At 70.5% G+C, this 24,406-nt stretch carries 21 protein-coding genes and 3 pseudogenes; 8 read left to right on the top strand and 16 right to left on the bottom strand.

The features are described from left to right. Window positions 1–65 precede the first annotated feature (65 nt). The 11 genes and pseudogenes from AB0M56_RS37795 to AB0M56_RS37745 form a co-directional block, all read right to left on the bottom strand. Window positions 66–1,697, bottom strand: coding sequence for a cation acetate symporter (locus AB0M56_RS37795; RefSeq protein ID WP_364185314.1), 1,632 nt, complete (start codon window positions 1,695–1,697; stop codon window positions 66–68). After that, window positions 1,694–2,053 carry a DUF485 domain-containing protein gene (locus tag AB0M56_RS37790; protein ID WP_364185312.1) on the bottom strand — a complete coding sequence of 120 codons (360 nt, stop codon included), beginning with the start codon at window positions 2,051–2,053 and terminating at the stop codon, window positions 1,694–1,696. Before AB0M56_RS37790 ends, AB0M56_RS37795 begins: the two co-directional genes overlap by 4 nt. A 71-nt stretch (window positions 2,054–2,124) precedes the next feature. Next, window positions 2,125–3,867: a cation acetate symporter gene (locus AB0M56_RS37785; protein WP_364185310.1), complete on the bottom strand. Its 1,743-nt coding sequence runs from the start codon at window positions 3,865–3,867 to the stop codon at window positions 2,125–2,127. After that, window positions 3,868–4,215, bottom strand: coding sequence for a hypothetical protein (locus AB0M56_RS37780; RefSeq protein WP_364185308.1), 348 nt, complete (start codon window positions 4,213–4,215; stop codon window positions 3,868–3,870). A 37-nt stretch (window positions 4,216–4,252) separates the two neighbouring features. Continuing rightward, window positions 4,253–5,008 (bottom strand): LytTR family DNA-binding domain-containing protein, encoded by a 756-nt coding sequence (locus AB0M56_RS37775; RefSeq protein WP_364185306.1) that lies wholly within the window; start codon window positions 5,006–5,008, stop codon window positions 4,253–4,255. Continuing rightward, a complete protein-coding gene (locus AB0M56_RS37770) occupies window positions 5,005–6,063 on the bottom strand; it encodes a histidine kinase (RefSeq protein ID WP_364185304.1) in 1,059 nt (352 codons plus the stop codon). The genes AB0M56_RS37775 and AB0M56_RS37770 overlap by 4 nt, the downstream gene beginning before the upstream one ends. Window positions 6,064–6,169: 106 nt before the next feature. Beyond that, window positions 6,170–6,391 (bottom strand): annotated as a pseudogene (locus AB0M56_RS37765) (sugar ABC transporter substrate-binding protein); the annotation flags it as partial. A 75-nt stretch (window positions 6,392–6,466) separates the two neighbouring features. After that, a pseudogene (locus AB0M56_RS37760) lies at window positions 6,467–6,691 on the bottom strand (ABC transporter permease); the annotation flags it as partial. 20 nt (window positions 6,692–6,711) lie between these two features. Continuing rightward, window positions 6,712–7,013, bottom strand: a pseudogene (locus AB0M56_RS37755) (ATP-binding cassette domain-containing protein); the annotation flags it as partial. Window positions 7,014–7,017: 4 nt separating this feature from the next. Next, entirely contained in the window at window positions 7,018–8,055 is a 1,038-nt protein-coding gene (locus AB0M56_RS37750; protein WP_364185302.1) for a class I mannose-6-phosphate isomerase, read from the bottom strand. Then, complete coding sequence (locus tag AB0M56_RS37745) at window positions 8,052–9,035, bottom strand: LacI family DNA-binding transcriptional regulator (protein WP_364185300.1); 984 nt, start codon at window positions 9,033–9,035, stop codon at window positions 8,052–8,054. The genes AB0M56_RS37750 and AB0M56_RS37745 overlap by 4 nt, the downstream gene beginning before the upstream one ends. 322 nt (window positions 9,036–9,357) lie before the next feature. Here AB0M56_RS37745 and AB0M56_RS37740 point away from each other — a divergent pair, with 322 nt between their 5' ends. The 3 genes from AB0M56_RS37740 to AB0M56_RS37730 all read left to right on the top strand — a co-directional run bounded on the left by AB0M56_RS37740 (window position 9,358) and on the right by AB0M56_RS37730 (window position 15,748). Next, a complete protein-coding gene (locus AB0M56_RS37740) occupies window positions 9,358–12,600 on the top strand; it encodes a GH92 family glycosyl hydrolase (protein WP_364185298.1) in 3,243 nt (1,080 codons plus the stop codon). 76 nt (window positions 12,601–12,676) lie between these two features. After that, window positions 12,677–15,076, top strand: coding sequence for a GH92 family glycosyl hydrolase (locus tag AB0M56_RS37735; RefSeq protein ID WP_364185296.1), 2,400 nt, complete (start codon window positions 12,677–12,679; stop codon window positions 15,074–15,076). A gap of 300 nt (window positions 15,077–15,376) precedes the next feature. Continuing rightward, entirely contained in the window at window positions 15,377–15,748 is a 372-nt protein-coding gene (locus AB0M56_RS37730; RefSeq protein WP_364185294.1) for a DUF3817 domain-containing protein, read from the top strand. Between the two features lie 95 nt (window positions 15,749–15,843). Here the strand turns inward: AB0M56_RS37730 and AB0M56_RS37725 are convergent, their stop codons facing one another. Next, entirely contained in the window at window positions 15,844–16,344 is a 501-nt protein-coding gene (locus AB0M56_RS37725) for a MarR family transcriptional regulator (protein ID WP_220237531.1), read from the bottom strand. A gap of 86 nt (window positions 16,345–16,430) precedes the next feature. On the opposite strand from AB0M56_RS37725, the gene AB0M56_RS37720 reads away from it, so the two are divergent. Further along, window positions 16,431–16,736, top strand: coding sequence for a thiamine-binding protein (locus AB0M56_RS37720; protein ID WP_364185292.1), 306 nt, complete (start codon window positions 16,431–16,433; stop codon window positions 16,734–16,736). Between the two features lie 4 nt (window positions 16,737–16,740). Here the strand turns inward: AB0M56_RS37720 and AB0M56_RS37715 are convergent, their stop codons facing one another. Then, complete coding sequence (locus tag AB0M56_RS37715) at window positions 16,741–17,145, bottom strand: hypothetical protein (protein ID WP_364185290.1); 405 nt, start codon at window positions 17,143–17,145, stop codon at window positions 16,741–16,743. 165 nt (window positions 17,146–17,310) lie between these two features. Between AB0M56_RS37715 and AB0M56_RS37710 the strand changes: the two genes are divergently transcribed. Next, window positions 17,311–18,240 (top strand): tetratricopeptide repeat protein, encoded by a 930-nt coding sequence (locus AB0M56_RS37710; protein WP_364185288.1) that lies wholly within the window; start codon window positions 17,311–17,313, stop codon window positions 18,238–18,240. A 200-nt stretch (window positions 18,241–18,440) separates the two neighbouring features. Continuing rightward, window positions 18,441–18,677: a hypothetical protein gene (locus AB0M56_RS37705; RefSeq protein WP_364185286.1), complete on the top strand. Its 237-nt coding sequence runs from the start codon at window positions 18,441–18,443 to the stop codon at window positions 18,675–18,677. An 85-nt stretch (window positions 18,678–18,762) separates the two neighbouring features. Here the strand turns inward: AB0M56_RS37705 and AB0M56_RS37700 are convergent, their stop codons facing one another. After that, complete coding sequence (locus tag AB0M56_RS37700) at window positions 18,763–20,187, bottom strand: neutral zinc metallopeptidase (protein WP_364185329.1); 1,425 nt, start codon at window positions 20,185–20,187, stop codon at window positions 18,763–18,765. A gap of 98 nt (window positions 20,188–20,285) precedes the next feature. Here AB0M56_RS37700 and glgP point away from each other — a divergent pair, with 98 nt between their 5' ends. Both glgP and AB0M56_RS37690 read left to right on the top strand, forming a co-directional pair. After that, window positions 20,286–22,829 (top strand): alpha-glucan family phosphorylase, encoded by a 2,544-nt coding sequence (glgP, locus tag AB0M56_RS37695; RefSeq protein ID WP_364185284.1) that lies wholly within the window; start codon window positions 20,286–20,288, stop codon window positions 22,827–22,829. 248 nt (window positions 22,830–23,077) lie between these two features. Further along, the gene (locus tag AB0M56_RS37690) at window positions 23,078–23,335 is read left to right on the top strand and encodes a GNAT family N-acetyltransferase (RefSeq protein WP_364185282.1); all 258 of its coding nucleotides are present in this window, start codon (window positions 23,078–23,080) and stop codon (window positions 23,333–23,335) included. A 27-nt stretch (window positions 23,336–23,362) separates the two neighbouring features. Here AB0M56_RS37690 and AB0M56_RS37685 read toward each other — a convergent pair whose 3' ends face one another. Both AB0M56_RS37685 and AB0M56_RS37680 read right to left on the bottom strand, forming a co-directional pair. After that, a complete protein-coding gene (locus AB0M56_RS37685; RefSeq protein WP_364185280.1) occupies window positions 23,363–23,758 on the bottom strand; it encodes a rhodanese-like domain-containing protein in 396 nt (131 codons plus the stop codon). Then, window positions 23,755–24,300: a cysteine dioxygenase family protein gene (locus AB0M56_RS37680; protein ID WP_364185278.1), complete on the bottom strand. Its 546-nt coding sequence runs from the start codon at window positions 24,298–24,300 to the stop codon at window positions 23,755–23,757. The genes AB0M56_RS37685 and AB0M56_RS37680 overlap by 4 nt, the downstream gene beginning before the upstream one ends. Window positions 24,301–24,406 lie beyond the last annotated feature (106 nt).

Genomic DNA, 24,406 nt, shown 5'->3' with positions numbered 1-24,406 from the left:
GAACGCCAGGACAAACGAAGCGGGCCGGGACACCTGAGTCCCGGCCCGCTCGCGTTGCACGAAACTCAGTGCTGCACAGCCTTCTCCGCATGCGCCCCCGTCAAGGACCGCACCTCCATCTCCGCGTACTTCTTCGCGTTGCGCTCCTTCGACAGCATCGTGCCGAGCCAGCCGAGGAAGAACGCGACCGGGATGGACACCAGGCCCGGGTTGTCGAGCGGGAACCAGTGGAAGTCGACGCCCTGCAGCATCGACGCGCTCTTGCCCGTCTTCGCGTCGATCGGCTTGCCCGACACCGCCGGCGAGAAGATGATCAGCACCAGCGAAACGATGAGCCCGCCGTAGATGCTGAACAGCGCGCCCTGGGTGTTGAACCGCTTCCAGAACAGCGAGTACAGGATCGTCGGCAGGTTGGCCGACGCCGCCACCGCGAAGGCGAGCGCCACGAGGAACGCGACGTTCTGGCCGTTGGCCAGGATGCCGCCGACGATCGCGACCGCGCCGATGACCACGGCGGTGATCCGTGCGACGCGCACCTCCGAACCCGGCGCCGGCTTGCCGCGCTTCACCACGTTCGCGTACACGTCGTGGGCGAAGGAGGCCGACGCGGTGATCGTCAGGCCCGCCACCACGGCGAGGATCGTGGCGAACGCGATCGCCGAGATCAGGCCCAGCAGCACCGGCCCGCCGAGGTTCAACGCCAGCAGCGGCGCCGCCGAGTTCACGCCGCCGGGGGCGGCCTTGATGTCGTCCGGGCCGACGAGCGCGCCGGCGCCGTAGCCGAGCACCAGCGTGAACAGGTAGAACACGCCGATCAGCACGATCGCCCAGACCACCGAGCGGCGAGCCTCGCGGGCGGTCGGCACGGTGTAGAAGCGCATCAGCACGTGGGGCAGGCCCGCCGTGCCGAGGACCAGCGCGATGCCGAGCGAGAAGAAGTCCAGTTTGGACGTTCCCGTCGCGCCGTACTGCTTGCCCGGCCCGAGCAGCGTCTCACCGGCCTTGCCCGCCTTGTCGACGGCGCCCTGCAGCAGCGCGGAGAAGTTGAAGCCGTACTTGCCGAGCACCCACAGCGTCATCGCGAGCGCGCCGACGATGAGCAGCACGGCCTTGATGATCTGCACCCACGTGGTGCCCTTCATGCCGCCGATGAGCACGTAGGCGATCATGATCACGCCGACCACGGCGATGACCACCGACTGCGCGGTCTTGCCCTCGATGCCCAACAGCAGCGCCACGAGGCCGCCGGCGCCGGTCATCTGGGCCAGCAGGTAGAAGAACGACACGATCAGCGTCGAGATCGCCGCCGCGGCCCGCACCGGACGCTGCCGCATGCGGAACGCCAGCACGTCGCCCATCGTGAACTTGCCCGTGTTGCGCAGCAGCTCGGCCACGAGCAGCAGCGCGACCAGCCAGGCCACGAGGAAGCCGATCGAGTACAGGAAGCCGTCGTAGCCGTACACCGCGATGGCGCCCGCGATACCGAGGAACGACGCGGCCGACAGGTAGTCACCGCTGATCGCGATGCCGTTCTGCGGGCCGGTGAACGCGCGCCCGGCGGCGTAGTAGTCGGAGGCCGTCTTCGTGTTGCGGCTCGCGCGGAACACGATCACGAGCGTGATCAGCACGAACACACCGAAGATGATGATGTTCAGCGTCGGGTTGCTGCCCTCGACGCCTGCCGCGAGGGTGTTCATTCGGACTCCTTCGCGGCAGGGTTCTCGATGTCTTCACGGATCCGCCCCGACAGCGGGTCGAGCTTCCGGTTGGCGTAGCGCACGTAGAGCCACGTGATGAGGAACGTCGACACGAACTGCAGCAGGCCGAACAGCAGGCCCACGGTGAAGTTGCCGGCGATCTTCGTGCTCATGAAGCCGTGGGCGTAGTCCGCCAGCAGCACGTACAGCAGGTACCAAGCCAGGAACAGCGCAGTCATCGGGAAGACGAAGCGGCGCAACCGGCCGCGCAGCTGCCTGAACTCGGCGCTCTCCTGTACGTGTTCCCAGTCCAAGTCCGGCGGGTCACCGGGCAGATCGGTGTCGGTGGGACTCATCGTCACTCCCTCGCGACGCTGCGAATTGTGGTCCGCGCCACAGTAGGGAGGCGAGCGCCCGCGAGGAAGCGTCAGCGGTTCAAACGCCGGGCGACACGACGAACGGTCGACGAGCGGTACGCGGGTGCGGACGAATGGGGCGGCTGCGGGCCGGGCGCTCGCTCGTCGAGGTGCAGGCGGAGCATCGCCGCACCGGCCCAGGACGGCGGGCGGCCGCGCAGGGAGACGGCCACCATCACGCCGAACGCGAGTGGTACCGACCAGGGTGCCGGTTGTGACACCAAGATCGCCACCCAGCCGTCGAGCCGCGGCCCGGCCAGCGCGAACAGGATCGAACCGGACGACGCGACCAGCCCCGTCACCACGCCGCTGATCGCGCCCGCGGCCGTGAGGCGCGGCCACCAGATGCCGAGCACGAGCAGCGGGCAGAACGTCGACGCGGCCACCGTGAAGCCCCACGTCACGAGCACCCCGGCGTCGAGCTGCGCGGACGGCAGCGCCAGCACCACCATCACGGCGGCGGCGAACACCACGGTCACGCGTAGGCGGCGCAGGCCCCCGGGCATGAGGTCGTAGGCGATGGCGCCGGACATCACCAGCAGCAGCCCCAGCGACGTCGCCAGGAACGCCGCGAACGCGCCCGCGGTGAGCAGCGCCGTGAACAGCTCGCCGGCCCAGCCGGTGTCCACTTGCGCCGGCAGCGCGACGACGACCGTGTCCGTGTCGCCGGAGAGGTAGATCTCGGGCACCAGCACGCGCCCGAGCACGCCGTAGACGCCGGGGAACAGGTAGAACACGCCCAGCAGTGCCACGGTGATCGCGGCGGTCCGGCGCGCGGCGCGGCCGTCCGGGCTGGTGTGGAAGCGCATCAGGACGTGGGGCAGGCCCATGGTGCCGAGCATCGTCGCGATGAGCACGGCCCACGTGCCCAGCAGCGGATAGCCCTTGTCGAGGTCGAGCAGTGGCCGCTGCCAGTCGGGGCCGCCGAGCGCGGCGCCGTCGCTGACGTCGGGCACCGGCGCGTTGGTGGCGAAGACCAACCGCTCTCCACTGTGGACGGTCAGCTCGCCCGGCGGGAGCGTGCGCGGCCCGGCCGCGGTGACGATGGTGGTGGGCTCGCGCAGGACCACGGTCACGTCGTGCTCGAAGTCCACCGGCGTCTCGTGCGTGAAGCGGGTGAACTCCACGGGCGTGAGCGCGGCGTCGCGGTCGGCGTCGCTCACGTGCAGCACGAGCCACAGCGCGGGCACGAGGAACAGCAGCAGCTTCAGAAAGAACTGGAACGCCTGCACGTACGTCGCCGCGCGCATGCCGCCGAGCGCGAGCGTGACGCTCACGGCCGTGCCCGCGATGACCACCCCGACCCAGTACGGCGTGCCGCCCACGGCCGTGAGCACTAGCCCGGCCGTGCGGAACTGCGGGACGACGTAGATCGTGCCGATCACCAGGATCACGACAGCCGCGATCCGGCGCAGCGCCGGGGAGGCCAGGCGCGCTTCGGCGAAGTCCGGCACCGTCAGCGCCCCGGACCGCCGCATGGGCGCCGCGACGAGCACGAGCATCGCGATGTACCCCGCCGTGAACCCGACCGGGTACCACAGCGCGCCGACGCCGTCCTTCACCACGAGCCCCGCCACCCCGAGGAACGACGCGGCCGACAGGTACTCCCCGGACACCGCAGCGGAGTTCACGAACGGCGAGATCCGCCGCGAGGCCACCAGGAAGTCCGACGTCGTGCGCATCGCCGCCACCCCGCGCACGCCGATGAGCAGCGTGATGAGCACGACGGGCGTCACGGCCAGCGCGAGGTCCATCTACCGCTCCTCGGCCTTCTCCGCGCGCCGCAGCTGCCAGCGCGCGAGCCCGGCCATCACGGGGTAGGGGAGCAGCGCGATCATCAACCAGGACAACGGAATGCCCCACACCCGCACCCCGTCCAGCCCCGGCGCCACGGCGAACACCACGGGCAGCCCGAGCACGAGCACGAACATGGCCACCAGCGCGGGGATGCCGCGTTTGCGCTGCGTCCGGTAGAGCACGGCGGCGCGTTCGGCGTCCGAGGCCCTCAGCCGCGGCATCCGCCAGCGCCCGCGCGCCTGCCTGCGGGAGCGGGCGAGACGCGTCTGCGGGCTCATCACGACGACCCGCCGGACCCGGCTCACGGGACCCTCACCAAGACGGCCCTCACCGAGCCGGCCCTCACCAAGACGACCCCAGCTGCCCCTGCTGCGCCGCCTCCAGCAACCGGTCTCGCAGCTCCCGCGCGTGCCGCCGGCTCACCGGAACGTCGCCGACGGGGGTGTGCGCCAGCAGCCCACCCGTGGTGTCGCTGCGCAGCTCCAGCACGGCGGACACCGACAGCAGATAACCGCGGTGCACCCGCGTGAATCCGGTGCCCTCCCAGTACTCCTCGAGCCGCGAGATCGGCATGCGTACCAGGTGCACCCCGCCGCGGGTGTGGAGACGGACGTAGTCCCCATGGGCCTCGACGAACAACACGTCGTCGCGGCGGACGTAGCGCGTGCGCCCGCCCGCGTCGACCGGCAGGGCGGCCATCGCGTCGGGCACGGCGCGCTGGGCCTCCGAAGGCGCCATGCGCACGACCTTCGCCAGCGCCGCCGAAAGCCGTTCCGTCCGCACCGGCTTGAGCAGGTAGTCCACGGCACCGATGCCATACGCCGCCACGGCGTGACCGTCGTGCGCGGTCACGAACACGATCACCGGCGGCTCCGACAGGCGAGCCAGCAGCGTCGCCAGCTCCAGCCCGTCCAGACCCGGCATGGAGATGTCGAGGAACACCGCGTCGAAGTGGTCCGCCTGCAACAGCTTCAGCGCGCGCAGCGCATCGCCCGCACCCACGACCTCGCCGACCTCCGGGGCCTCGCGCAGCATCCGGCACAGCTCGTCCAGCGCCGGCGCCAGGTCGTCGACGGCCAGCACCCGCAGCCCGCTCACGGCAGCACCCCCGGCTGGAACCGCGGCACCCGCACGACCACGCGCGTGCCGGCACCCACTTCCGTCTCCACGGTCAGCCCGTACCAGGCGCCGTAGACGTTGCGCAGTCGTCTGTCCACATTGGCCAAACCGAGGCCGCTGCCCTCGGCGACCCGGCCGGCGAGGATGTCGGCGGCCAGCTTCGGGTCCATGCCGACCCCGTCGTCCTCCACACTGATCACGCAGTCGTTCCCTTCCGCCTGCCCGTGGACCTGCACGAGCCCGGTGGTCGCGCGCGGCTCGATGCCGTGGCGGATGGCGTTCTCCACCAGCGGCTCCAGCACCAGGTACGGCACGGCCACCGCCAGCACCTCCGGCGCCACGCGCACCTGTACCTTCAGCCGCTCGCCCAGCACCGCGCGCTGCAGCGCCAGGTAGGTCTCCACCGCGCGGAACTCCTCGGCCACCACGGTGTACTCGCCGTGGCGCGCGAGGCTGTAGCGCGTGTAGTCGGCGAAGTCGAGCATCAGGTCCCGCGCCCGGTCCGGCTCCGAGCGCACCAGCGAAGCGATCACCGTCAGCGCGTTGTACACGAAGTGCGGTGACATCTCCGCCCGCAACGCCCGCAGCTCGGCCTGCGCCGCCTGGTCCGCCGACGCCTCGAGCCGGCCCCGTTCCAGTGCCTGCACCACGACGTCGGCCGCTTGCCGCACCACCTCCGAACCCCGCGCGCCCACCACGAGCAACGCGCCGGCCAGCTCGTCGTGGACGTGCAGTGGCACCGCTTCCACCACGTCGACGGAAGCGGGCTCCTCGCTGTGCAGCACCTCGTCGAGCACGTGCGCCACGATGGCGTCGGGTCCCGGCCGGCCCGACCACAGCAGCGAGCCCGACAGGTCCGTGAGCCCCAGCCCGGCCACGCCGAACAGCCGCCGCAGGCCGTGGGCCGCGCGCCGCGCGTGGGCGCCGGCCAGGCCGTCGATGAGGTCGTCGGTGATCTTGCGCGCCGCGGCCAGCACCGGCACCGGGTCGGCGCGCGCGGCGGCGCGCCACGGCAGCCGGACACCCTCGGTCATCGGCGGCCTCCCCTCGGCGACGGAGTCTGGGGGAGTAGATCCTAGCCCCGAACGCGGCGAAGGGGACTTTCCGCGCGGGAAAGTCCCCTTCGAAAACCCTGGAAGGTCAGCAGCTCTGCTTGTAGAAGTACTGCGAGTTCGCGTCCATGTCGTCCTTGGTGATGGAGTGCAGCTGCGCGGTGAGCGTCCGCGTCACGGGCTTGCCTTCCAGCGCCGCCACTGCCTGCTGCACGCCCTGGGTGCCGATCGCGGCCGGGTCCTGGGCGATGAGGCCCTGGTACTCGCCCTTGCGCAGGCCACTTCGGACGGGATTCGTGTCGAAGCCGATGCCCGAGCGCCGCGCCGCCGCAGCGTCGGAGCCGTTGTTGAGAAGTAGGGCCGCGCCCAGTATGCCGAGGGTGACGATCAGCACGGACCCCGACCGACAGGTCGATGCCGGAGCTGATGATCACGAAGGCCATCCCCGCGGAGAGCACGAGCAGCACCGACGTCTCGATCAGCATCGTCCGCAGCGTGAACAGCGTCGCGAACTCGGCGGGCGTGAGCACCGTGAACACGATGTGAGCGCCACGAGCACCAGCGCGATCCAGAACGTGCTAGTGCCGATGAGCCACTTGCCGAGCGGCAACCCTCGCGGTGGATCTACCGGCCCAGGAACAGGTTCGCCGCCAAAGTTCAGCACGGGCGTGACGGCCAGGTCCTGCTGTACCGTCTCGATCCCGAGCCGCACAGTCACGGGGAGTCGAGTGCACCGCGGAGCTGTCGAGCGGGATCCTGCCGGACGTCGGCTGCCCGGCGCCGGAAAGGCACTTCCTGAGCGCGCCGGCACCGTTGTCGCCGATCAAAGCGGTGACCTCACCCGCGCGGGCCTGGAAGGAAGCGCCGCGTAGCGCTTCCACCGAGCCGTAGTGCTTCGTGAGGTCCACCGCGTCCAGCAGGATCTCGCTCATCGGCCTACCTCTTCTCGAGTGCGGGCGGGCGGCAGCGGATCGCGGTGAGCGAGCCCGCCGCCTCGACCTGCCCGGCGTCGAACGGCACCACGTAGGTCTCGCCCTTGGCCAGGGCGAACTCGCCGCCGTGTTCAGTGCGCAGGGTGCCCGAACCGTCGAGCACCACGAGCACCGAGAACGACGGGTCGAACGCCAGCGAGCCACCGGTCAGCTGCACTCGGTCGGCGCGGAAGAACTCGTCGGAACCCGCGGCCAGCAGGTCGACCGACGTGGCCTTGTCCTCGGCGGTGTGCTTCACGATCGAGGTGAGCCGCTCGGCGTCCCAGCCCGAGGTGTCGAGCGTTTCGATCGCGGTGTCGAAGCCGATGCCGAGGTGGCCCTTCTCGGGCGAGGCCAGGAAGTCACGCCACTCCAGCGTCAGCGAGAAGTCGGTGGGCTGCTGCAGTTCCACCACGAACACGCCCTCGCCGATCGCGTGCGGCAGCCCGGCCGGGATGTACACGGTGTCGCCGGCCTGCACCGGCACGCTGTTGAGGGCACCCAGCATGGTCGGCGCGTCCTGCTCGCGCGTCCACTCGGCGACGGTCGCCTTGCTCACCGTCTCCTTGAACCCCGGGTACACGCGCGGGTCGTCGCCGTAGGTGCCCACCACGATCCACGCTTCGGTCTTGCCGAAGTGCGAGTCGAAGTGCTGCTTGGCGAACTCGTCGGACGGGTGGAAGTGCACGGGCAGCCGCTGGCCCGCGTCGAGCAGCTTCACCAGCAGGCCGGTGGAGTCGCCGAGCTTGGCGACGTGCGCGGCACCCAGCCACGCCTCGGCGTTCTCACGCACGGCGTCGCGCAGCCAAACACCGCTGGGGAGCTTCGTGAGGCCGTTGGTGTCCTGGCCGAACATCGTGGTGACGGAGCCGACCCAGTCCTCCGGGCCGAACTTCGAGTCCGTACCGGTGGCACCGCGCAGCGCGGCGATCGCGTCGCCACCGCGGTAGAACTGCGGCGGCTGGTTGGCCGGGAGCCGGATCGGTTCGAGGTGCGTGCTCACGGGGCGACCTCACCGGAACCACGGGCTACGAGATGCACGGGCAGGACTACCTTTCTGGGTGCGGACTGATCCCCCTGGATCCGCGCGAACAGCAGCTCTGCCGCCGCGTGCCCCAGGGCGCTGACGTCGTGCGCGACGACCGTCACCGGCGGGTCCAGCAGGTCCGCCAGCTCGAAGTCGTCGAAGCTCACCATGGCGGGCCGGTGATCGGCGTGGGCCAGCGCGCGCAGCAGGTGCACGGCCACGCGGTTGTTGCCCGCGATCACCGCGGTAGCGGCCGACGGGCCCGTCAGCAGCGTCGCCACGGCGTGGGCGATGGTCTCCGGCGTCGGCGTGCGCATCACGACGAGGCTCTCGTCGTAGGAGACGCCGTTGCGCACGCAGCCCTCGCGGAAGCCGCGCAGACGCTCTGCCGCGGTGAAGATGTCGGGGCTGTCACCGAGGAACGCGATGCGGCGGTGGCCGTGCCGCACCAGGTGCGCGACCGCGTCGATCGTGCCGCCGAGGTTGTCCACGAGCACGGTGTCGGCCACGATGTCGCCGGCCGGGCGGTCGAGGAACACCACCGGCGTGCCCGCGCGCATTTCCGGCACGAGGTAGCCGTGCTGCATGCCGGCCGGGACCACGAGGATCCCGTCGACCCGGCGCGCGCAGAACTCCAGCGCCAGCTCGCGTTCGCGGTCGGAGTTCTCCTCCGACGAACCGGTGAGCACGTGGCGGCCGAACGACGTGGCGATGCGCTCCACCGCGCGGTTGAGCTCGGAGTAGAACGGGTTGCCGACGTCTTCGACGATGAGGCCGATCGTGCCCGTGGTGGAGCCGCGACGCAGGTTGCGGGCGCCGAGGTTGCGGCGGAACCCGAGCTGCTCGATGGCCGCCACCACGCGCTCGGCGGTGTCGGGGTGTACCGCGGGCTCGTCGTTGACCACCCGGGACACGGTCTTGATGCTGACGCCGGCGAGCCGGGCCACATCGCTCATCGTGGCCCGTCGGCTCGCCGGGCGGGGAAGCCCGTCCGCTTCCCGACCATGAGGAGACAACGTTGTCATAGTGGCGCAGATTGCACACCAAAGCCCGGGTCGCTGTCAATGCCCGCTTCGCGCCGAATGGGATTCAGCCTGCGAAAGTTGTGAGGCAGATGGCTGATCAGTGTGTCCTGAACCGGACAGGCTCTCACGGCAGACTTGACGTTTTCGTGAGGGATTGCCCAAGGTTGCCCGCATCGACGGTGTGCGCGACAAGGTTGTCATCCCACTCCTCCGCGGCCCTGACGGCCGAGTCGCGCCGACGACTGGAGAGGCGATGGCGATGGCGATGGCGCGAGCGCGCTGGAGAGCCGGACTGATCTTCCTGACCACGGCGGTGGTGGCGGCGGTCGCGCCGGCCACCGCGGCGGTGGCCGCGAAAGCCCCGGACACTGATTTCGCGAAGTGGGTGAACCCCTTCGTCGGCACCCGGCCGGGCGGTGAGGACCACGGCACGGGTGGCGGTGCCGGCAACACGTTCCCGGGCGCGGTGGCGCCGTTCGGGATGGTGCAGTGGAGCCCGGACACGGTGAAGTCGCAGCCGGGCGGCTACTTTTACGACGACAACGCCCTCACGGGCTTCAGCCTCACGCACCTCTCGGGTGCGGGCTGCTCGACGTACGAAGACATCCCCTTCATCCCGTACGTCGGCGAGGTCAGCACCTCGCCCGCGACGGACCCGGGCCATTACACGTCGAAGTTCAGCCACGACAACGAGCACGCCACCGCGGGCGAGTACGACGTCACCCTCGACAGCGGCGCGAAGGTCGAGCTGAGCGCGACGCAGCGCACCGGCTCCGCGCGCCTGACCTACCCCGCCGGCGCGTCCTCGACGCTGCTGGTCAACACGTCCGGCTCGGTCAACGGCACCGACGACGCGTCGATCACCATCGGCAAGGACACCATCAGCGGCTGGGCGACCAGCGGCCGCTTCTGCGGCGCGCAGAACACCTACCGCGTGTACTTCTCCGCGAAGTTCGACACCCCGTTCGCCTCGATCGGCACGTGGAAGAACGGCGCGGTGACGCCCGGCAAGACGTCGGAGACCGGCGGGGCCAAGGCGAAGGTGGCGCAGCCCAACGGCGTGAACGCCGCCATCGCGCGCCCGGCCAAGGCCAAGACGCAGGACACCACAGTGAGTGGCCCCGGCAGCGGCGGCTACGTGACCTTCGCGAACCTCAACGGCGCGCAGGTCAACGTGCAGGTCGGCCTGTCGTTCGTGTCCGTGGACGGCGCGAAGGCGAACCTGAAGGCCGAGAACAACGGCAAGAAGTCCTTCGACCAGATCGCGGCCGGCACGCGCAAGGCGTGGAACGACCAGTTCGGCAAGGTCGCCGTCAGCGGCGGGTCCGACGCCGACATGACGACCTTCTACACGTCGCTGTACCACTCGCTGATCCAGCCGAACGTGTTCTCCGATGTGGACGGTTCCTACCCCGGCTTCGACGGCCGGATCCACAAGGCCGACAAGGGCCACGCGATGTACACCAACTTCTCCGGTTGGGACATCTACCGCTCGGAGATCCCGCTGCTGGCCACGATCGACCCGGCCCAGACGTCGGACATCGTGCGCTCGATGATGGCCTACGCCGAGCAGGGCGGCTCGTGGGACCGCTGGACCGTGGCCAACGACTACACCGGTGTGATGAACGGCGACCCGTACCACATCATCGTCTCCAGCGCGTACGCCTTCGGCGCGCGTGACTTCGACGCCCAGAAGGCGTTGCTGCTGATGATCAAGGGCGCCACGCAACCCACGCAGGGCTACACCGAGCGGCCCGGCCTCGCGGACTACATGCGTCTCGGCTACGTGCCCGGCGCAGGCGCGGACACGCTGGAGTACACCAGCGCCGATTTCGCCATCGCGCAGTTCGCGAAGCGCCTCGGCGACAGCGCCACCTACACCACGTTCATGAAGCGCGCGCAGAACTGGCAGAACCTCTACAACCCGGGCACCGGCCACCTGCAGCCGCGTAACGCCGACGGCTCCTTCGCCGGCACGTACGACCCGGCCAGCTCGCAGGGCTGGGTCGAGGGCAACGGCGCGCAGTACGAGTGGATGGTTCCCTACGACCTCGGTGGCGTCGTCTCGGCGTTCGGCGGCGACACGGCGACCCAGTCGCGGCTGGACACCTTCTTCACGCAGCTGAACGCGGGCACGCAGGAGCCGTTCGCCTTCATGGGCAACGAGCCGAACTCCAACGCGCCCTACGTCTACTCGTACACGGGTGCCCCGGCCAAGACCCAGGCCATCGTGCACCGGTCGATGGACGAGCTCTACAACCCGCGTCCCGAGGGCCTGATCGGCAACGACGACCTCGGCCAGATGTCGGCCTGGTACGTGTGGTCCGCGCTGGGCGTCTACCCGGAGATCCCGGGCCGCGCCGAGGTGCTGCTGTCCACGCCGCGGTTCGAGCACGCCGTGCTCACGACCGGCGCGGGCAAGAAGATCACGATCAACGCGCCCGGCACCGGTGACTACGTCGGCTCGTTGAAGGTCAACGGCGGCGCGGCCTCGAAGTCGTGGCTGCCCGAGGCCCTGATCTCGACCGGCGGCACGCTCGACTTCACCCGCTCGGCCACGGCCACCCAGTGGGGTGCCGCGGCGGCCGACGCCCCGCCGTCGTTCCGCGAGCAGGAGAAGCCGAGCCTGGCGTTCGCCAACCCGGCCCGCGTGGTGACCCCGGCGGGCTCGACCGCGACGGCGAGCGTCGGTGTGCAGGATCTGTCCGGTACCGCGAAGACGTGGACCTACACCGCGGGCAGCGCCGACGGCATCACGCTCTCGCCCGCGTCGGGTTCGGTCGCGGTGCCGGCCAACGGCAAGGCACAGGCCACGGTCAACGTGACCGTCCCCGCGGGCACCGCCGACGGCGCCCGCCGTATCCCGGTCACGTTCTCCGCGCCGGGGCTGGCGAGCACCGAGGCCGTGCTCACGGTGCTCGTGGCGCAGCCGGGCAGCTGGCTGGCCACAGTGGACAACGCCGGCATCTCGCCCGACTCCGATTCGACGAAGGCCAACTTCGACGGCGGTGGCTGGAGCTACTCGGCCGACGCGCTGGCCGCGGCCGGTGCCAAGCCCGGCGGCACCGTGACCAGTGACGGCCTCAACTTCACGTGGCCGTCGTTCCCGGCGGGCGACCCGGACAACGTCGTGGCCAACGGCCAGAAGGTGACCGTGACCGGCTCGGGCCGGCTCGCGCTGCTCGGCGCCGGCTCCAACGGCAACGCGCAGGGCACGCTCACCATCACCTACACCGACGGCACCACGTCCACCGCCACGGTCGGTGTGTCCGACTGGACGCTGGGTGGCGGCGCCGCGCAGCCGTCGTTCGGCAACCGGATCGTGCTGTCCACGCCGTACCGCAACGCTTCGGGCACCGACCCGCAGCAGATTCGCACGATGGTGTTCGGCACCGCGCCGATCACCCTCGACGCCGGTAAGACGGTGGCGAGCGTGACGTTGCCGTCGAACGTCAGCGGTGGCGCCATGCACATCTTCGCCATCGCCGTCGGCTGATCTTCGCCAGTCCGTGATCCGTGGAGGGCTCCTCACGCGAGGGGCCCTCCACGGACCGTTTCCTTGAGGGAGCTCGATGAGGAGCAGAACACTGGCGGGCGCGGTCGCGCTCGCCGTCGTGGCGGCCGGCCTCACGCCGGTCACCGCCTCGGCCGGACCGGCCGACGCGCTGGAGTCCGTGAACACGTTCATCGGCACGCAGGACGAGGGCAACACGTTCCCCGGGGCCTCGGTGCCGTTCGGCATGACGCAGGTCAGTCCACAAACGACCCACTACGCCGGGTACCTCTACACCGACACCGCGATCCGCGGCTTCGGCCACTTCTTCCTCTCCGGCGCGGGCTGCTGGGAGCAGGGCGGCCTGGTGTCCACCCTGCCCACCACAGGCGATGTCGGTCCGGGAGCCGCGTTCGACACGACCAAGCCGGCCACCTTCGACAACGCCAACTACGCCGCGCCCTACACCCACGACGGCGAAGTCGGGAAACCCGGCTACTACAAGGTGCGCCTGACCGGCTACGGCGGCGTCGACGTGGAGACCACGGCCTCGACCCGCAGCGGCGTCGAGCGCTACACGTTCGACAAGTCCGGTCCCGCCAACGTGTTCGTGAACGTCGGGCAGGCCAACGCCAAGGAACCCGTCACCGGCAGCAGCGTGCGGATCGTCGACGACCACACGATCTCCGGCACCGTCGAGTCACAGGCCTTCTGCGGCGGCAAGGCCTACACGACGTACTTCACCACGAAGTTCGACAAGCCGTTCTCCAGTTACGGCACCTGGTCGCCGACCGGCGGCACGCCGTCGAGCAAGTCCTCGGCGGGCGGCGCGGGCCTGCGCGGCGCGTGGCTGACCTTCCCGAAGGGCGACCAGATCACCGCCACCACGTCGATCTCCCAGGTGGACGCCCACGGCGCCGACGTGAACCTCGCCGCCTCGCGGGTGCGCCCGTTCGATGCCGTGAAGGCCGACGCCCAGCGCACATGGCGCCAGGAGCTGTCCAGCGTGGACATCACCGGCGGCACACCCGACGAGCGCACGGTGTTCTACACCTCGCTCTACCACGCCTTCCTGCAGCCGCTCACCGCGAACGACGCCGACGGCCGCTACTACGGCTTCGACAAGAAGATCCACCGCGCGATCGGCTGGACGTACTACGACTTCTTCTCGCTGTGGGACACCTACCGCAGCCAGAACCAGCTGCTTGCGCTGCTGAAGCCCGACCGGGCGCGCGACATCGCGAAGAGCATTCTGGCGATCCACGAGCAGGGCGGCTGGCTGCCGCGGTGGGCGTACGCGAGCCAGGAGACCAACACCATGACCGGCGACCCGGTCACACCGTTCCTGGTCGACCTGTGGCGCTTCGGCGCGCTGAAGGGCGACGAAGTCGAGGCGTATGAGGCGCTGCTGCAGAACTCGCAGCAGATCCCGCCGGCGTCCTCGCCGTTCCAGGGCCGCTCGGGCAACGCGAGCTACCAGGCCGACGGGTTCGTGCAGTACGACCCGAACTTCCCGAAGAAGGGCCAGGACACCGACCCGAACCACGGCGCTTCGGCCACGCTCGAATACGCCCTCGGCGACTGCTCGCTCTCGACCATGGCCGCGGCGCTGGGCAAGAAGCAGGACGCGGCGGCGCTGGCCGCGAAGGGTCGCACCTACCAGACGCTGTGGGACCCGACCGTGACCGACCGCGGCTTCACGGGCTTCTTCCGCCCGAAGGTCGCCGGCGGTGACTGGTTCACGCCGGCGGGCCAGCCGTACAGCCCGCAGAGCCAGGACGGCTTCCACGAGGGCACCGCGTGGCAGTACCAGTGGCTCGTGCAGCAGGACGTGCCCGGGCTGATGAAGGAGATGGGCGGAGCCGACAACACCCACGCCCGCCTCGACGACTTTTTCGCCTACGACGACCTCGTGAAGGACCCGGCGAAGACCGTCCGGGAGGAATGGGTCGTGGGGCCGTACTCCTACTACAACCAGTTCCGCTACAACCCCAACAACGAACCCGACCTGCACTCGCCGTGGATGTACACGCTCACCGGCCAGCCGTGGAAGACCTCCGCGGTGGTGCGCGCGGCCCACACGCTGTTCACGAACGCCCCCAATGGCGTCACGGGCAACGACGACCTCGGCACCATGTCGGCGTGGTACGTCTTCAGCGCGCTCGGCCTCTACCCGGCCGTGCCCGGTACCGGTAACTTCGTGCTGAACGCGCCGCAGTTCGCCAAGTCCGTGCTGCACCTGCAGAACGGGCGTTCGGTCACCATCGAGGCGCCGGGTGCCGACGGGGCGAAGCTCCAGTACGTCCGCGGCCTGGAGGTGGGCGACGGGCGGCAGGCGCGGCCTTCGGACAAGTCCTACGTGAGCGTCGAGCAGTTGCGGCGCGGGACCACACTGGACTTCACCCTGACCGCCGACGCCACGCAGGCCACGTGGGCAACATCACCTTCGTCGGCACCGCCGTCACCTTGTGCCGGTTAGTGTCCGATTGAGAACTATCCGTGAAGGCTCTTTCCCGGAATGCGAGACCGGGAAGGGGCCTTCACGGTTTTCCGGGCATATCCCCCGGTTTCCGGGAGTGGTCCAGACCATATTGGGGAGGGGTCGTGAGGATGGTCACGGGCCCCGGTGTTCCGGTGAGGGCCGTCACGCCTCACACTGGTGTCATACGCGTCCGACAGTGCTGTTGACGTCAAGTGGGTAGTCCCCCTTGGACAGTGCACCGGACGCGTTTTTGTGTGTGCAGGCAGCACGCACCCGTGTGACGCACAGGAGGAAGTCGTGTCCAGCAAGGCCGCTATCGTGTTCCGCGTGGCCGCAGTCGCCGAAGCCCTGTCCTGGGCCGGTTTGCTGATCGGCATGTTTCTCAAGTACGTCGTGCACTCCTCCGGTGAGGGCGGCGTGCCCGTCATCGGCATGGTCCACGGCGTGATCTTCGTGCTCTACGTCGTGGTCTCCCTGTCCGTCGCCAAGCCGCTCGGCTGGCGCCCGAAGACCCTGGTGCTCGCGCTGCTGTCCAGCATCCCGCCGCTGTTCACCTGGATCTTCGAGAAGTGGGCCCTGCGCAACGGCCGCCTCGACGGCCCGCAGCGCCTCACCCACGGCGGTGTCGGCCTGTTCGAGTCCCGCGTGCGGGAGACCGTGAACGCCTGATTTCCCCGCTTTCAACGGGCCCGTACGACCTCGTGTCGTGCGGGCCCGTTCGCGTTTGCCCCGGCGTGTTCGCCGGGGCGTGTGCGGTTTCGGCGCTATTCGGTGAAGTCGCCCGAGGAGCGGCGGACCTTGGTGAGCAGGTCGGTGAGCTGTTCGACCTGCCGCTCGGTGAGCCCCGTGAGCCCGAAGTCGATGCCCGTCACCGCGGCCGTCGCGGCTTCGCGGCGCGCGCGGCCGTCGTCGGTGATCTCGACCAGCGTCGTGCGGCGGTCGGTGGGGTGCGGCACGCGCTTCACGAGCCCGTCGCGCTCGAGGCGGTCGACTATGTTGGTGACACTGGTGGGGTGCAACTGCAGCCGTTCACCCATCACCCGCATCGGCAGCCGCGAGTTGCGGGCGAAGGTGAGCAGCACGAGCGCCTCGTAGCGGGCGAAGGTGAGGCCGTGCGGCTTGAGCGAGCCGTCGACCGCCGACTGGATGATCTGTTGCACGCGCATCAACCCGGTGACCGCGGCCATGGTTCCGGCGGGACCGATCCGGTCCTCCCAGAGCTCGGCCGCACGGGCGATCGGGTCGAACGGCAACGGTCGGTTCATGACACGCGAAGTTACCAGCGGGTACCCGGAAGGCGGCGATCGCCCTGCTCAGCCGCCATTGTTTTCCTCTGACGAAAGGATCCGAGATGATCGTCGCGTTCAGTGTGAGCCCCTCCGGCGGCGACCCGGACGCCGGTGTGAGCGAAGCCGTCTCGCGCGCCGTGAAGGTCGTCCGCGACAGCGGGCTGCCCAACTCCACCAGCTCGATGTTCACGGAAATCGAGGGCGAGTGGGACGAGGTGATGGCCGTCGTGAAGCAGGCCGTGCTGGCCGCGGGGGAGGGCTCGCCGCGTGTCGGCCTCGTCCTCAAGGCCGACATCCGCCCGGGCTACGACACGGGCCAGCTCACCGCGAAGGTCGACCGAGTGGAAGCACACCTGCGCGAGGACTGAGCGCCTACGGCAGCGGCGGGGTGAACGCCACGGTCCACCGGCCTTCCTCCCTTGTCACCGCCAGGGAGTAGGTGAATCGCGACCCGTGCGTCACCCCGCTGACCACCGCGCGCGTGGGGGAGTGCTCGTCGGGAACGAGCTGCACGGCGATGTCGCGAACGTCCTCTTCGCCGAGCACGGCCACGTAGTCGTCGGCGAAGTCGGAGGCGCCGGAGCCCGGGTAGTCGAGCAGGTCTTCGAGCTCGCCGGAGTCCCGGGCGACCAGGGCGCTGCGCAGCGAATCACGCAGGGCGACGGGCGAGGGCGCGCCCGGGTCCGGCTGGTTCGCGATGATCACCGTGATCGCCACGACCCACGCCACGCCCACCCCGACGGCCACCGCCACGGTGGCGTTGCGCCGGCTCAGCATCACAGCCTCCCTGATCTTTCCGCCGTGAGCATGCACGAGCCGGGCGCTCCTGCCAATCGTGGCGCGAGTGCGACACCCGGGCACCGGCGGTGAAATGTCCCGCCGCCCCGTGCCAGGATGGAGGGCGTGACACACCCACGCGGATCTGCAGCGAACTCAGCGGCCATGTCCGCCGCACTGTCCGGCGCGGTCGACCTGTCCGCGCTCAAGGCCCGGGCCGAAGCGTCCCGGAGCCAGCCCCCCGCGCCGCCTGCGGGTGCGGCGCCGGCCGGGGGCGGCGCGCCGCCGTCGGACGTCATCATGGATGTGACGGAAGCCACGTTCCAGACCGACGTCGTCGAGCGCTCACTCAACCAGCTCGTGCTCGTGGACCTGTGGGCCGACTGGTGCGGCCCGTGCAAGCAGCTCAGCCCGGTGCTGGAGCGCCTCGCCACCGAAGCGGCCGGTGCGTGGGTGCTCGCCCGCGTCGACGTGGACGCCAACCCGCGCATCGCGCAGCTGTTCGGCGCCCAGTCGATCCCGACCGTCGTCGCGATCGGCGGCGGCCAGCCCGTGGACGCGTTCTCCGGCGCCCTGCCGGAGCCCGAGATCCGCAAGTGGCTGGGCGCGCTGCTCGACGCCCTGCGCGACAAGCTCCCCGGCACCCGCGCCGCCGAGGAGGCCCGCGGCCCGATCGAGGAGCCCGAGGACCCGCGCTTCACCGAGGCCGAGGAAGCCTTCGAACAGGGCGACTTCGCCGCCGCGCAGGCCGCCTACGAGCGCATCCTCGACGCCGAGCCCGCCAACGAGCTCGCGAAGAACGCCCTGGCCCAGGTCAAGTTCACCGCCCGCGCCGAAGCGGCCGACCCGGACGCCCGCACCAAGGCCGACGCCGACCCGACGAACCTCGACGCCCAGCTCGCGGCCGCCGACCTGGAGATCGCGGAGCAGGACGTGGACGCCGCGTTCACGCGCCTGATCGACACCGTCCGCCGCACCGCCGGCGACGACCGCAACCGCGTCCGCGAACACCTGGTCGCGCTGTTCGACCTCTTCGACCCGGCCGACGAGCGCGTGATGAAGGCCCGCCGCAACCTGGCGAGCGCCCTGTTCTGAGCCGTTCCACCACGAAGGCCCTCGGTCCCCTGGCACTGTGAAGGGATCCGGGGGCCTTCGTCGTGATCATGAAGCGCCGGCCTCGGGGACAGGCGAATCTCCAGCCTGCGGGGCCAAACAGCCCTGGTGACGGGCGCCCGCCGGGGCCTTGGTCGCGCGGTCGCGCCGGCCTCTCCGGGCGCGGCGCCGAGGTCGTCCTCGTGGCCCGGTCGCAGGCCGAGCTCGCGGCCACCTCCGAGCTTGCCGCAGGCCTGCTCGGGGGCAACGCCTACATCACGGCCAAGGCCGCCGTCGAAGTTCACACCCGCAACCTCGCCGCGGAGCTCACGTACGAGAGCGGCGTCCTGATCTTCCCGGAGGCCTCCGCGGCCGGGTTGCTCGAGCACCTGCCGGCCGACGACAACGGGGTCACCTGGCCCGCGCCCGCGATCGGCTGAGCCTCGGCCGTCGCGTTTCCAGCATGCCTGGAAACTCCGTTCACGATGATTTTCCAGCCTGCGTGGAAAACCCGCCTCCAGATGCTCAGCCGTACTGCTTCGAGCAGACGGCGGAACCCTCGAGGTAGCCCCGTCGCAGCGACTCGACCCGGTCGAAACCGCTGTCCGGCCGCTTGCCGTTCACGTCCGCCGACACCAGGCCGTCGGGGCGCAGCAGGTCGGCGATCGCCTCGTCGAGGTCGCCGGCCGAGAGCCGCAGCGAGCCGGGCCGGTTCGTGAACGCCGCCCAGGCGCCCACCAGACACGACGTCCGCAGCCCCGCGTTCGGGTTGTCCAGCGACGCTCCCACGCCCTTCTGGATCCCCATCGCGTACCGCGACGCCACCTCCGCGAACGCCGCGAAGTCGCCCAGCCCCGTGCTCTGCCGCCCCGACGCGTCGGAGTCAGCGTCCACGGGCTGGGCCAGCTGGGTCAGCCGCGAAACGTCGATGTTCACCGTGTTGTCGGCCGGGCAGTAAGACGCGGGCGGGGTCGACGGCCCACCGGAGCAGCTGCCGCTGCCCGGCACGATCGTCGGCGCCTTCACCCCCGCGCCGCCGAACGCCGAGTCCAGGCTCGCCTTCAGCAGCGTCAGCGTCTGCTCGGAGATCTTCGCGTCGCCCTTGCCGGTGTCCAAGCTGTCGAACGGCCGCTCCGTGAGCCGCGCCTGCACGTTCTGCGCGTTCATGCCCGCGCACTCCTTCGGGCCCTTCTCGAACCCGGACTGGAACGCGAACGTCCGGTCGAACGCCGTGCCGTGGGCCTGCCGGTCGGTGGCGCTGGTGCCGGCCTGGTCTCGGATGAAGAACATCGCGGCCATGATCCGGTCGAGACCCTCGGCCGTGGACACCTGGTAGTACTTGCTCTTCCCCTCGGCCACCCAGCGGAAGTAGCTGCCCGCGAAGCAGTCGGCCTGCTGCTCCTTCACGACGCTCGGCGTGCTCTTCGTGATGCCGGCCTTCGGCCCGAGCCGGTACTGGATCGCGTGGCCGAACTCGTGCGCCAGCACGGTGACCACCGACATCGGCCCGAAGCGCTGGCGCAGCATCGGCAGCAGCACGCCGCGATCCCACGCCACCGAGTCGTCTGCGGAGCAGTAGAACGCGTTCACAAGCTTCTTCACACTGCCGCACGCCGTCTGCTCGGTGTCGGTGCGCGAGTCGTAGGACAGCAGCGACGTCACGGGCTTGAAGTCCTGCCCGAAGTCGGTCGGGAGTGCCTCGCCCCAGTAGGCCTCGACGTCGGCGATCGCGGCCGTGGCCAGCTGGTCGTCCTGGCCGCCCTCGGCGTTCTTCACGGTCAGGTTCGGCTTCGGCGCGCCGCTCTTCAGGCCGCTGTCGAAGTGGGTCACGGGCAGGCCCGCGACGTTGCCGGCCCCGGGCGTCACCGGTCCGGCCGAACCAGTTCCGCAGGCCGCCGCGCCCAACGCCGCCACCATCGCGAGCGCCAGCAGCGCTCCCCCTCGCCTCATCACGCCCGGGACCCTACCCAGCGGGTGTGCCCGATGTGAGCGTTATTCTCGAACGGGTCGCGAGCGCCGGAACGGGCGGCCCGATATGGTCGCTGACCATGCGTGCTGTCCGCCGGTTCACCGTCCGAGCCAGCCTGCCGGAATCGCTCGCGGGCCTTGGTGCGCTCGCGACGAACCTGCGCTGGACCTGGCACCCACCGACCCGCGACCTGTTCGCGTCGATGGACGCCGAGCTCTTCAACGCCATCCGCGACCCGTTGCGGATGCTCACCGCGCTGCCGCCGGAGCGCCTGCGGGAGCTGTCCGTGGACGAGGACTTCCTGCGCCGCACCCACGAAGCCGCGGCAGGGCTGGAGCAGTACCTCACCGAGCCGCGCTGGTACCAGCGGCGCACCGATGAAGGCCTGCCCGCGGCCGTCGCGTACTTCTCGATGGAGTTCGGCGTCACCGAGGCCCTGCCCAACTACTCGGGCGGCCTCGGCGTGCTCGCGGGCGACCACCTGAAGGCGGCTTCGGATCTCGGCGTGCCGATGGTCGGCGTCGGGCTGCTCTACCGGTCGGGCTACTTCCGCCAGAGCCTGTCGCTCGACGGCTGGCAGGTCGAGCACTATCCGGTGATCGACCCCAACGCGTTCCCTCTGGAGCTGGTGACCGACGGCGCGCACCCAGTGCTCGTCGAGGTCGCCATGCCGGGCGGGCGCACGCTGCACGCGCAGATCTGGCGCGCCCGCGTGGGCCGCATCCCGTTGCTGCTGCTCGACACCGACATCGAGGCCAACGACGAGGACCTGCGCCCCGTCACCGACCGGCTGTACGGCGGCGACGCCGACCACCGCATCCGCCAGGAGATCCTCGCCGGCATCGGCGGCTTCCGGGCTGTGCGGAAGTTCTGCGAACTCACCGGCCACCCGCAGCCGAACGTCTTCCACACCAACGAGGGCCACGCCGGGTTCCTCGGTCTCGAGCGCGCCCGCGAGATCATCCAGGCCGACCGGCTCGGCTTCGACGAGGCGCTCCCGGCCGTGCGCGCGGGCACGGTCTTCACCACCCACACGCCGGTGAGCGCCGGCATCGACCGCTTCCCCGTGGACCTCGTGCAGCGCTACTTCTCCGATGGCCGGCTCGTGCCCGACATCGACGTGCGCCGCGTGCTGCAGCTGGGCGCTGAGGACAACCCGGGCCTGTTCAACATGGCCCACATGGGGCTGCGGCTCGCCCAGCGCGCCAACGGCGTCTCGGAGCTCCACGGCCGCGTCACCCGGCGCATGTTCTCCCGCCTGTGGCCCGGGTTCGACGACGACGAGGTGCCGGTCTCGTCCATCACCAACGGCGTGCACGGCCCCACGTGGGTCGCGCGCGAGCTGAGCGCGCTGCTGGGCGGCAATCACGACGAGTTCGGCCACGAGGGCCGCACGCCGGACAGCTCGCTGCGCGACGGAGTCACGGACCAGCAGCTGTGGGAGCTGCGCCGCGAGCTGCGGGGAAAGCTCGTGGGGGAGGTGCGCCGGCGCGTGCGGGCGGCGTGGATGCAGCGCGGCGCTTCGGCGCTGGAGCTGGGCTGGACGGAGCGCGTGTTCGACCCGGACGTGCTGACCGTCGGCTTCGCCCGCCGCGTGCCCACGTACAAGCGCCTCACGCTGATGCTGCGCAACCCCGACCGCCTGCGTGCGCTTCTGCTCGACGAGAAGCGGCCGATCCAGATCGTGATCGGCGGCAAGTCGCACCCCGCCGACGAGAACGGCAAGCAGCTCATCCAGCAGATCGTGCGATTCGTCGACGACCCCGCCGTGCGCCACCGCATCGTCTTCCTGCCCGACTACGACATGTCCATGGCGCGCTACCTCTACCGCGGCTGTGACGTGTGGCTCAACAACCCCGTGCGGCCGCTGGAGGCGTGCGGCACCTCGGGCATGAAGTCGGCCCTCAACGGTGGCCTCAACCTCTCCATCCGCGACGGCTGGTGGGACGAGTGCTACGACGGCTCCAACGGCTGGGCCATCCCCACCGCCGACGGCGTCACGGATCCCTTGCGCCGCGACGACCTCGAGGCCGCCGCGCTCTACGACCTGCTCGGCCAGCAGATCGCGCCGCTCTACTACGACACCGACGCTTCGGGCGTCCCCTCCGGCTGGCTGTCCATGGTCTGGCACACCTTGGAGACGCTCGGCCCGCGCGTGCAGGCGTCGCGCATGGTCCGCGAGTACGTGGACTCCGGCTACCTGCCCGCGTCGCGCATGGTCGCCGCCGCGGTCGACGACGGTTACGCGGGCGCGTTGTCGCTGGCCGACTACCGCACCAAGCTCGAAGTCGCGTGGCCCCGCGTGCGGATCTTCGACTCGGAACTGCTCTACGACCACGCTTCGCGCTTGGTCGTCGGCACCGAGGTCACCGTCCGCGCCCGCATCGACCTCGCCGGCCTGGACCCGTCCGAAGTGGACATCCAGGCCGTCGTCGGCCAGGTCGGCGACGGCGACGAACTCACCGACACCGTCACGGTCCCCATGCACGGCGACGGCATCGGCGCGTTCTCCGCCTCACTGCGCCTGCCCCGCGCCGGCTCGGTGGGCTACACGGTGCGGGTGCTGCCGAAGCACCCCCTGCTGGCGAGCCCGGCGGAACTGGCCCGGGTGGTGCTCGCGTAGTGCCGGCGCTGATCAGCCCCACGACCCGGCTGACCCCGCCTGGCTCGACGCGCACGCCGAGTGGGGCCCTGGCAGCCACGAAGACGGTTTCGGGCTGGTGCCGGTCGACGAGGTCGGCTCGCCGACCGGGTTCGCTGCCTGGGTGGCGCGGCTGGCCGCCGAGTCGGATCGGGTGACGTACCGGTGGCTCGTCGAGGACGACCGCGTGCTCGGCGGAATCGCGCCTGCGGCACGGGTTCGACGACTTCGTGCGTCAAGCTGGCCACATCGGCTTCGGCATCCGGCCGTCGGCTCGACGTCGCGGGTTGGCCGCGTGGGCGCTGGGCCGGATGGTCGACGAGGCGCGCGGGCTCGGAATCGACCGCGTGCTGCTCGTCTGCGAGGCCGGCAACGTCGCTTCGGCGCGAACGATCGAGCGCCTCGGCGGAGTCTTCGAAGAGCGCCGGGACACTGAACATGGTCCGGCGCTGCACTTCTGGATCCCCACCGGCGAATCCGGCACGTGATTCCGCGAACCGCACCCTGAACCGCCGTCACGGCACCGCCGGCGACCCACCCTCCACCACAGGGAACCCCTCAGCCGCCCACGCCCGGAACCCGCCCTCGAGATCCGTGGCGTTCTTCAACCCCAACCGCTGCAGATCCGCCGCGGCCAGGCTCGACGAGTAGCCCTCGTTGCACACCACGATCGCCGTCGTGTCAGGAGTCACATCCGGCAGCCGCCAATCGCTGTCCGGGGCGAGCCGCCACTCCAGGTGGATCCGCTCGACGACCACGGCGCCGGGGATCTCACCCTCGGCGGCGCGGTTGGCGTGCGGCCGGATGTCCACGATCAGCGCGCCTTCGGCCTGCAGCGCGGCCGCGCGCGCCGGCGGAACCCGGTCCAGGGAGGACCGGGCGCCGGCGAGGAAGTCGTCGATCGAGCTCATCGGCCGAGTATGACCGGCAGCGGCGGGATTTCGCCGGGGACGTCGGCCAGCGTCGTGTATTCGCGCGTGGGCACCAGCGGCGGCGAGTACGCGTGGACGCTGGCGGACGGCTCGTCGCCGAGGCCGGTGACCTGGTGCGCGCGCCCGGCGCCGAAGCCGATGCTCTCGCCCGCCTTGTGCGTGCGGCGCCGGATCGGACCGCCGGGATAGCGGTATTCCTCACCCAGTTCGCCCTGCAGCACGGTGAACGAGCCGGCCGCGCCGCCGTGGTCGTGGGGTTTCGTCTGCTGGCCGGGCAGCCACGACAACAGCCACAGCTCCAGCCCGTCGGTCAGCGCGAGCCGCGCCCACCAGCGGCCTTCCTCGTCGAAGCGCAGCACGTCGCGCAGGCTGGAGGTGAGCTCGGTGGTCACGGTCTTGGTGAGGTCGGCCAGCTCACGCGGCGTCCACAGCAGGCGCTCGGGCTGCAGCAGCCGCGCCAGCAGGGGATCGGTCAGACGGGGGTGGATCTCGAAGTCGGGACGGGTGAACGACGTGGTCAACGGGGGTGCTCCTCAAGCAGGGGTGATGGCTGGCGAGACGGCACAGCGCGGCACGAAACCCGCGTTCAGCAGGCGTGCCGCGCTCGCGTACACCCGCACGAGGCCA

The sequence above is a fragment of the Amycolatopsis sp. NPDC051372 genome (genome assembly GCF_040682095.1).
In the GTDB taxonomy this organism is placed as follows: Bacteria; Actinomycetota; Actinomycetes; order Mycobacteriales; family Pseudonocardiaceae; genus Amycolatopsis.
This window is presented reverse-complemented; position numbering and strand designations above follow the sequence as displayed.

What these genes read in the sequence shown, in the direction of transcription:
- AB0M56_RS37795 (WP_364185314.1), bottom strand. Translation starts at nt 1,697, where the DNA reads ATGAACACCCTCGCGGCAGGCGTCGAGGGCAGCAACCCGACGCTGAAC.
- AB0M56_RS37790 (WP_364185312.1), bottom strand. Translation starts at nt 2,053, where the DNA reads ATGAGTCCCACCGACACCGATCTGCCCGGTGACCCGCCGGACTTGGAC.
- AB0M56_RS37785 (WP_364185310.1), bottom strand. Translation starts at nt 3,867, where the DNA reads ATGGACCTCGCGCTGGCCGTGACGCCCGTCGTGCTCATCACGCTGCTC.
- AB0M56_RS37770 (WP_364185304.1), bottom strand. Translation starts at nt 6,063, where the DNA reads ATGACCGAGGGTGTCCGGCTGCCGTGGCGCGCCGCCGCGCGCGCCGAC.
- AB0M56_RS37745 (WP_364185300.1), bottom strand. Translation starts at nt 9,035, where the DNA reads ATGAGCGATGTGGCCCGGCTCGCCGGCGTCAGCATCAAGACCGTGTCC.
- AB0M56_RS37740 (WP_364185298.1), top strand. Translation starts at nt 9,358, where the DNA reads ATGGCGATGGCGATGGCGCGAGCGCGCTGGAGAGCCGGACTGATCTTC.
- AB0M56_RS37735 (WP_364185296.1), top strand. Translation starts at nt 12,677, where the DNA reads ATGAGGAGCAGAACACTGGCGGGCGCGGTCGCGCTCGCCGTCGTGGCG.
- AB0M56_RS37725 (WP_220237531.1), bottom strand. Translation starts at nt 16,344, where the DNA reads ATGAACCGACCGTTGCCGTTCGACCCGATCGCCCGTGCGGCCGAGCTC.
- AB0M56_RS37720 (WP_364185292.1), top strand. Translation starts at nt 16,431, where the DNA reads ATGATCGTCGCGTTCAGTGTGAGCCCCTCCGGCGGCGACCCGGACGCC.
- AB0M56_RS37715 (WP_364185290.1), bottom strand. Translation starts at nt 17,145, where the DNA reads ATGCTGAGCCGGCGCAACGCCACCGTGGCGGTGGCCGTCGGGGTGGGC.
- AB0M56_RS37710 (WP_364185288.1), top strand. Translation starts at nt 17,311, where the DNA reads ATGTCCGCCGCACTGTCCGGCGCGGTCGACCTGTCCGCGCTCAAGGCC.
- AB0M56_RS37700 (WP_364185329.1), bottom strand. Translation starts at nt 20,187, where the DNA reads ATGAGGCGAGGGGGAGCGCTGCTGGCGCTCGCGATGGTGGCGGCGTTG.
- glgP (WP_364185284.1), top strand. Translation starts at nt 20,286, where the DNA reads ATGCGTGCTGTCCGCCGGTTCACCGTCCGAGCCAGCCTGCCGGAATCG.
- AB0M56_RS37685 (WP_364185280.1), bottom strand. Translation starts at nt 23,758, where the DNA reads ATGAGCTCGATCGACGACTTCCTCGCCGGCGCCCGGTCCTCCCTGGAC.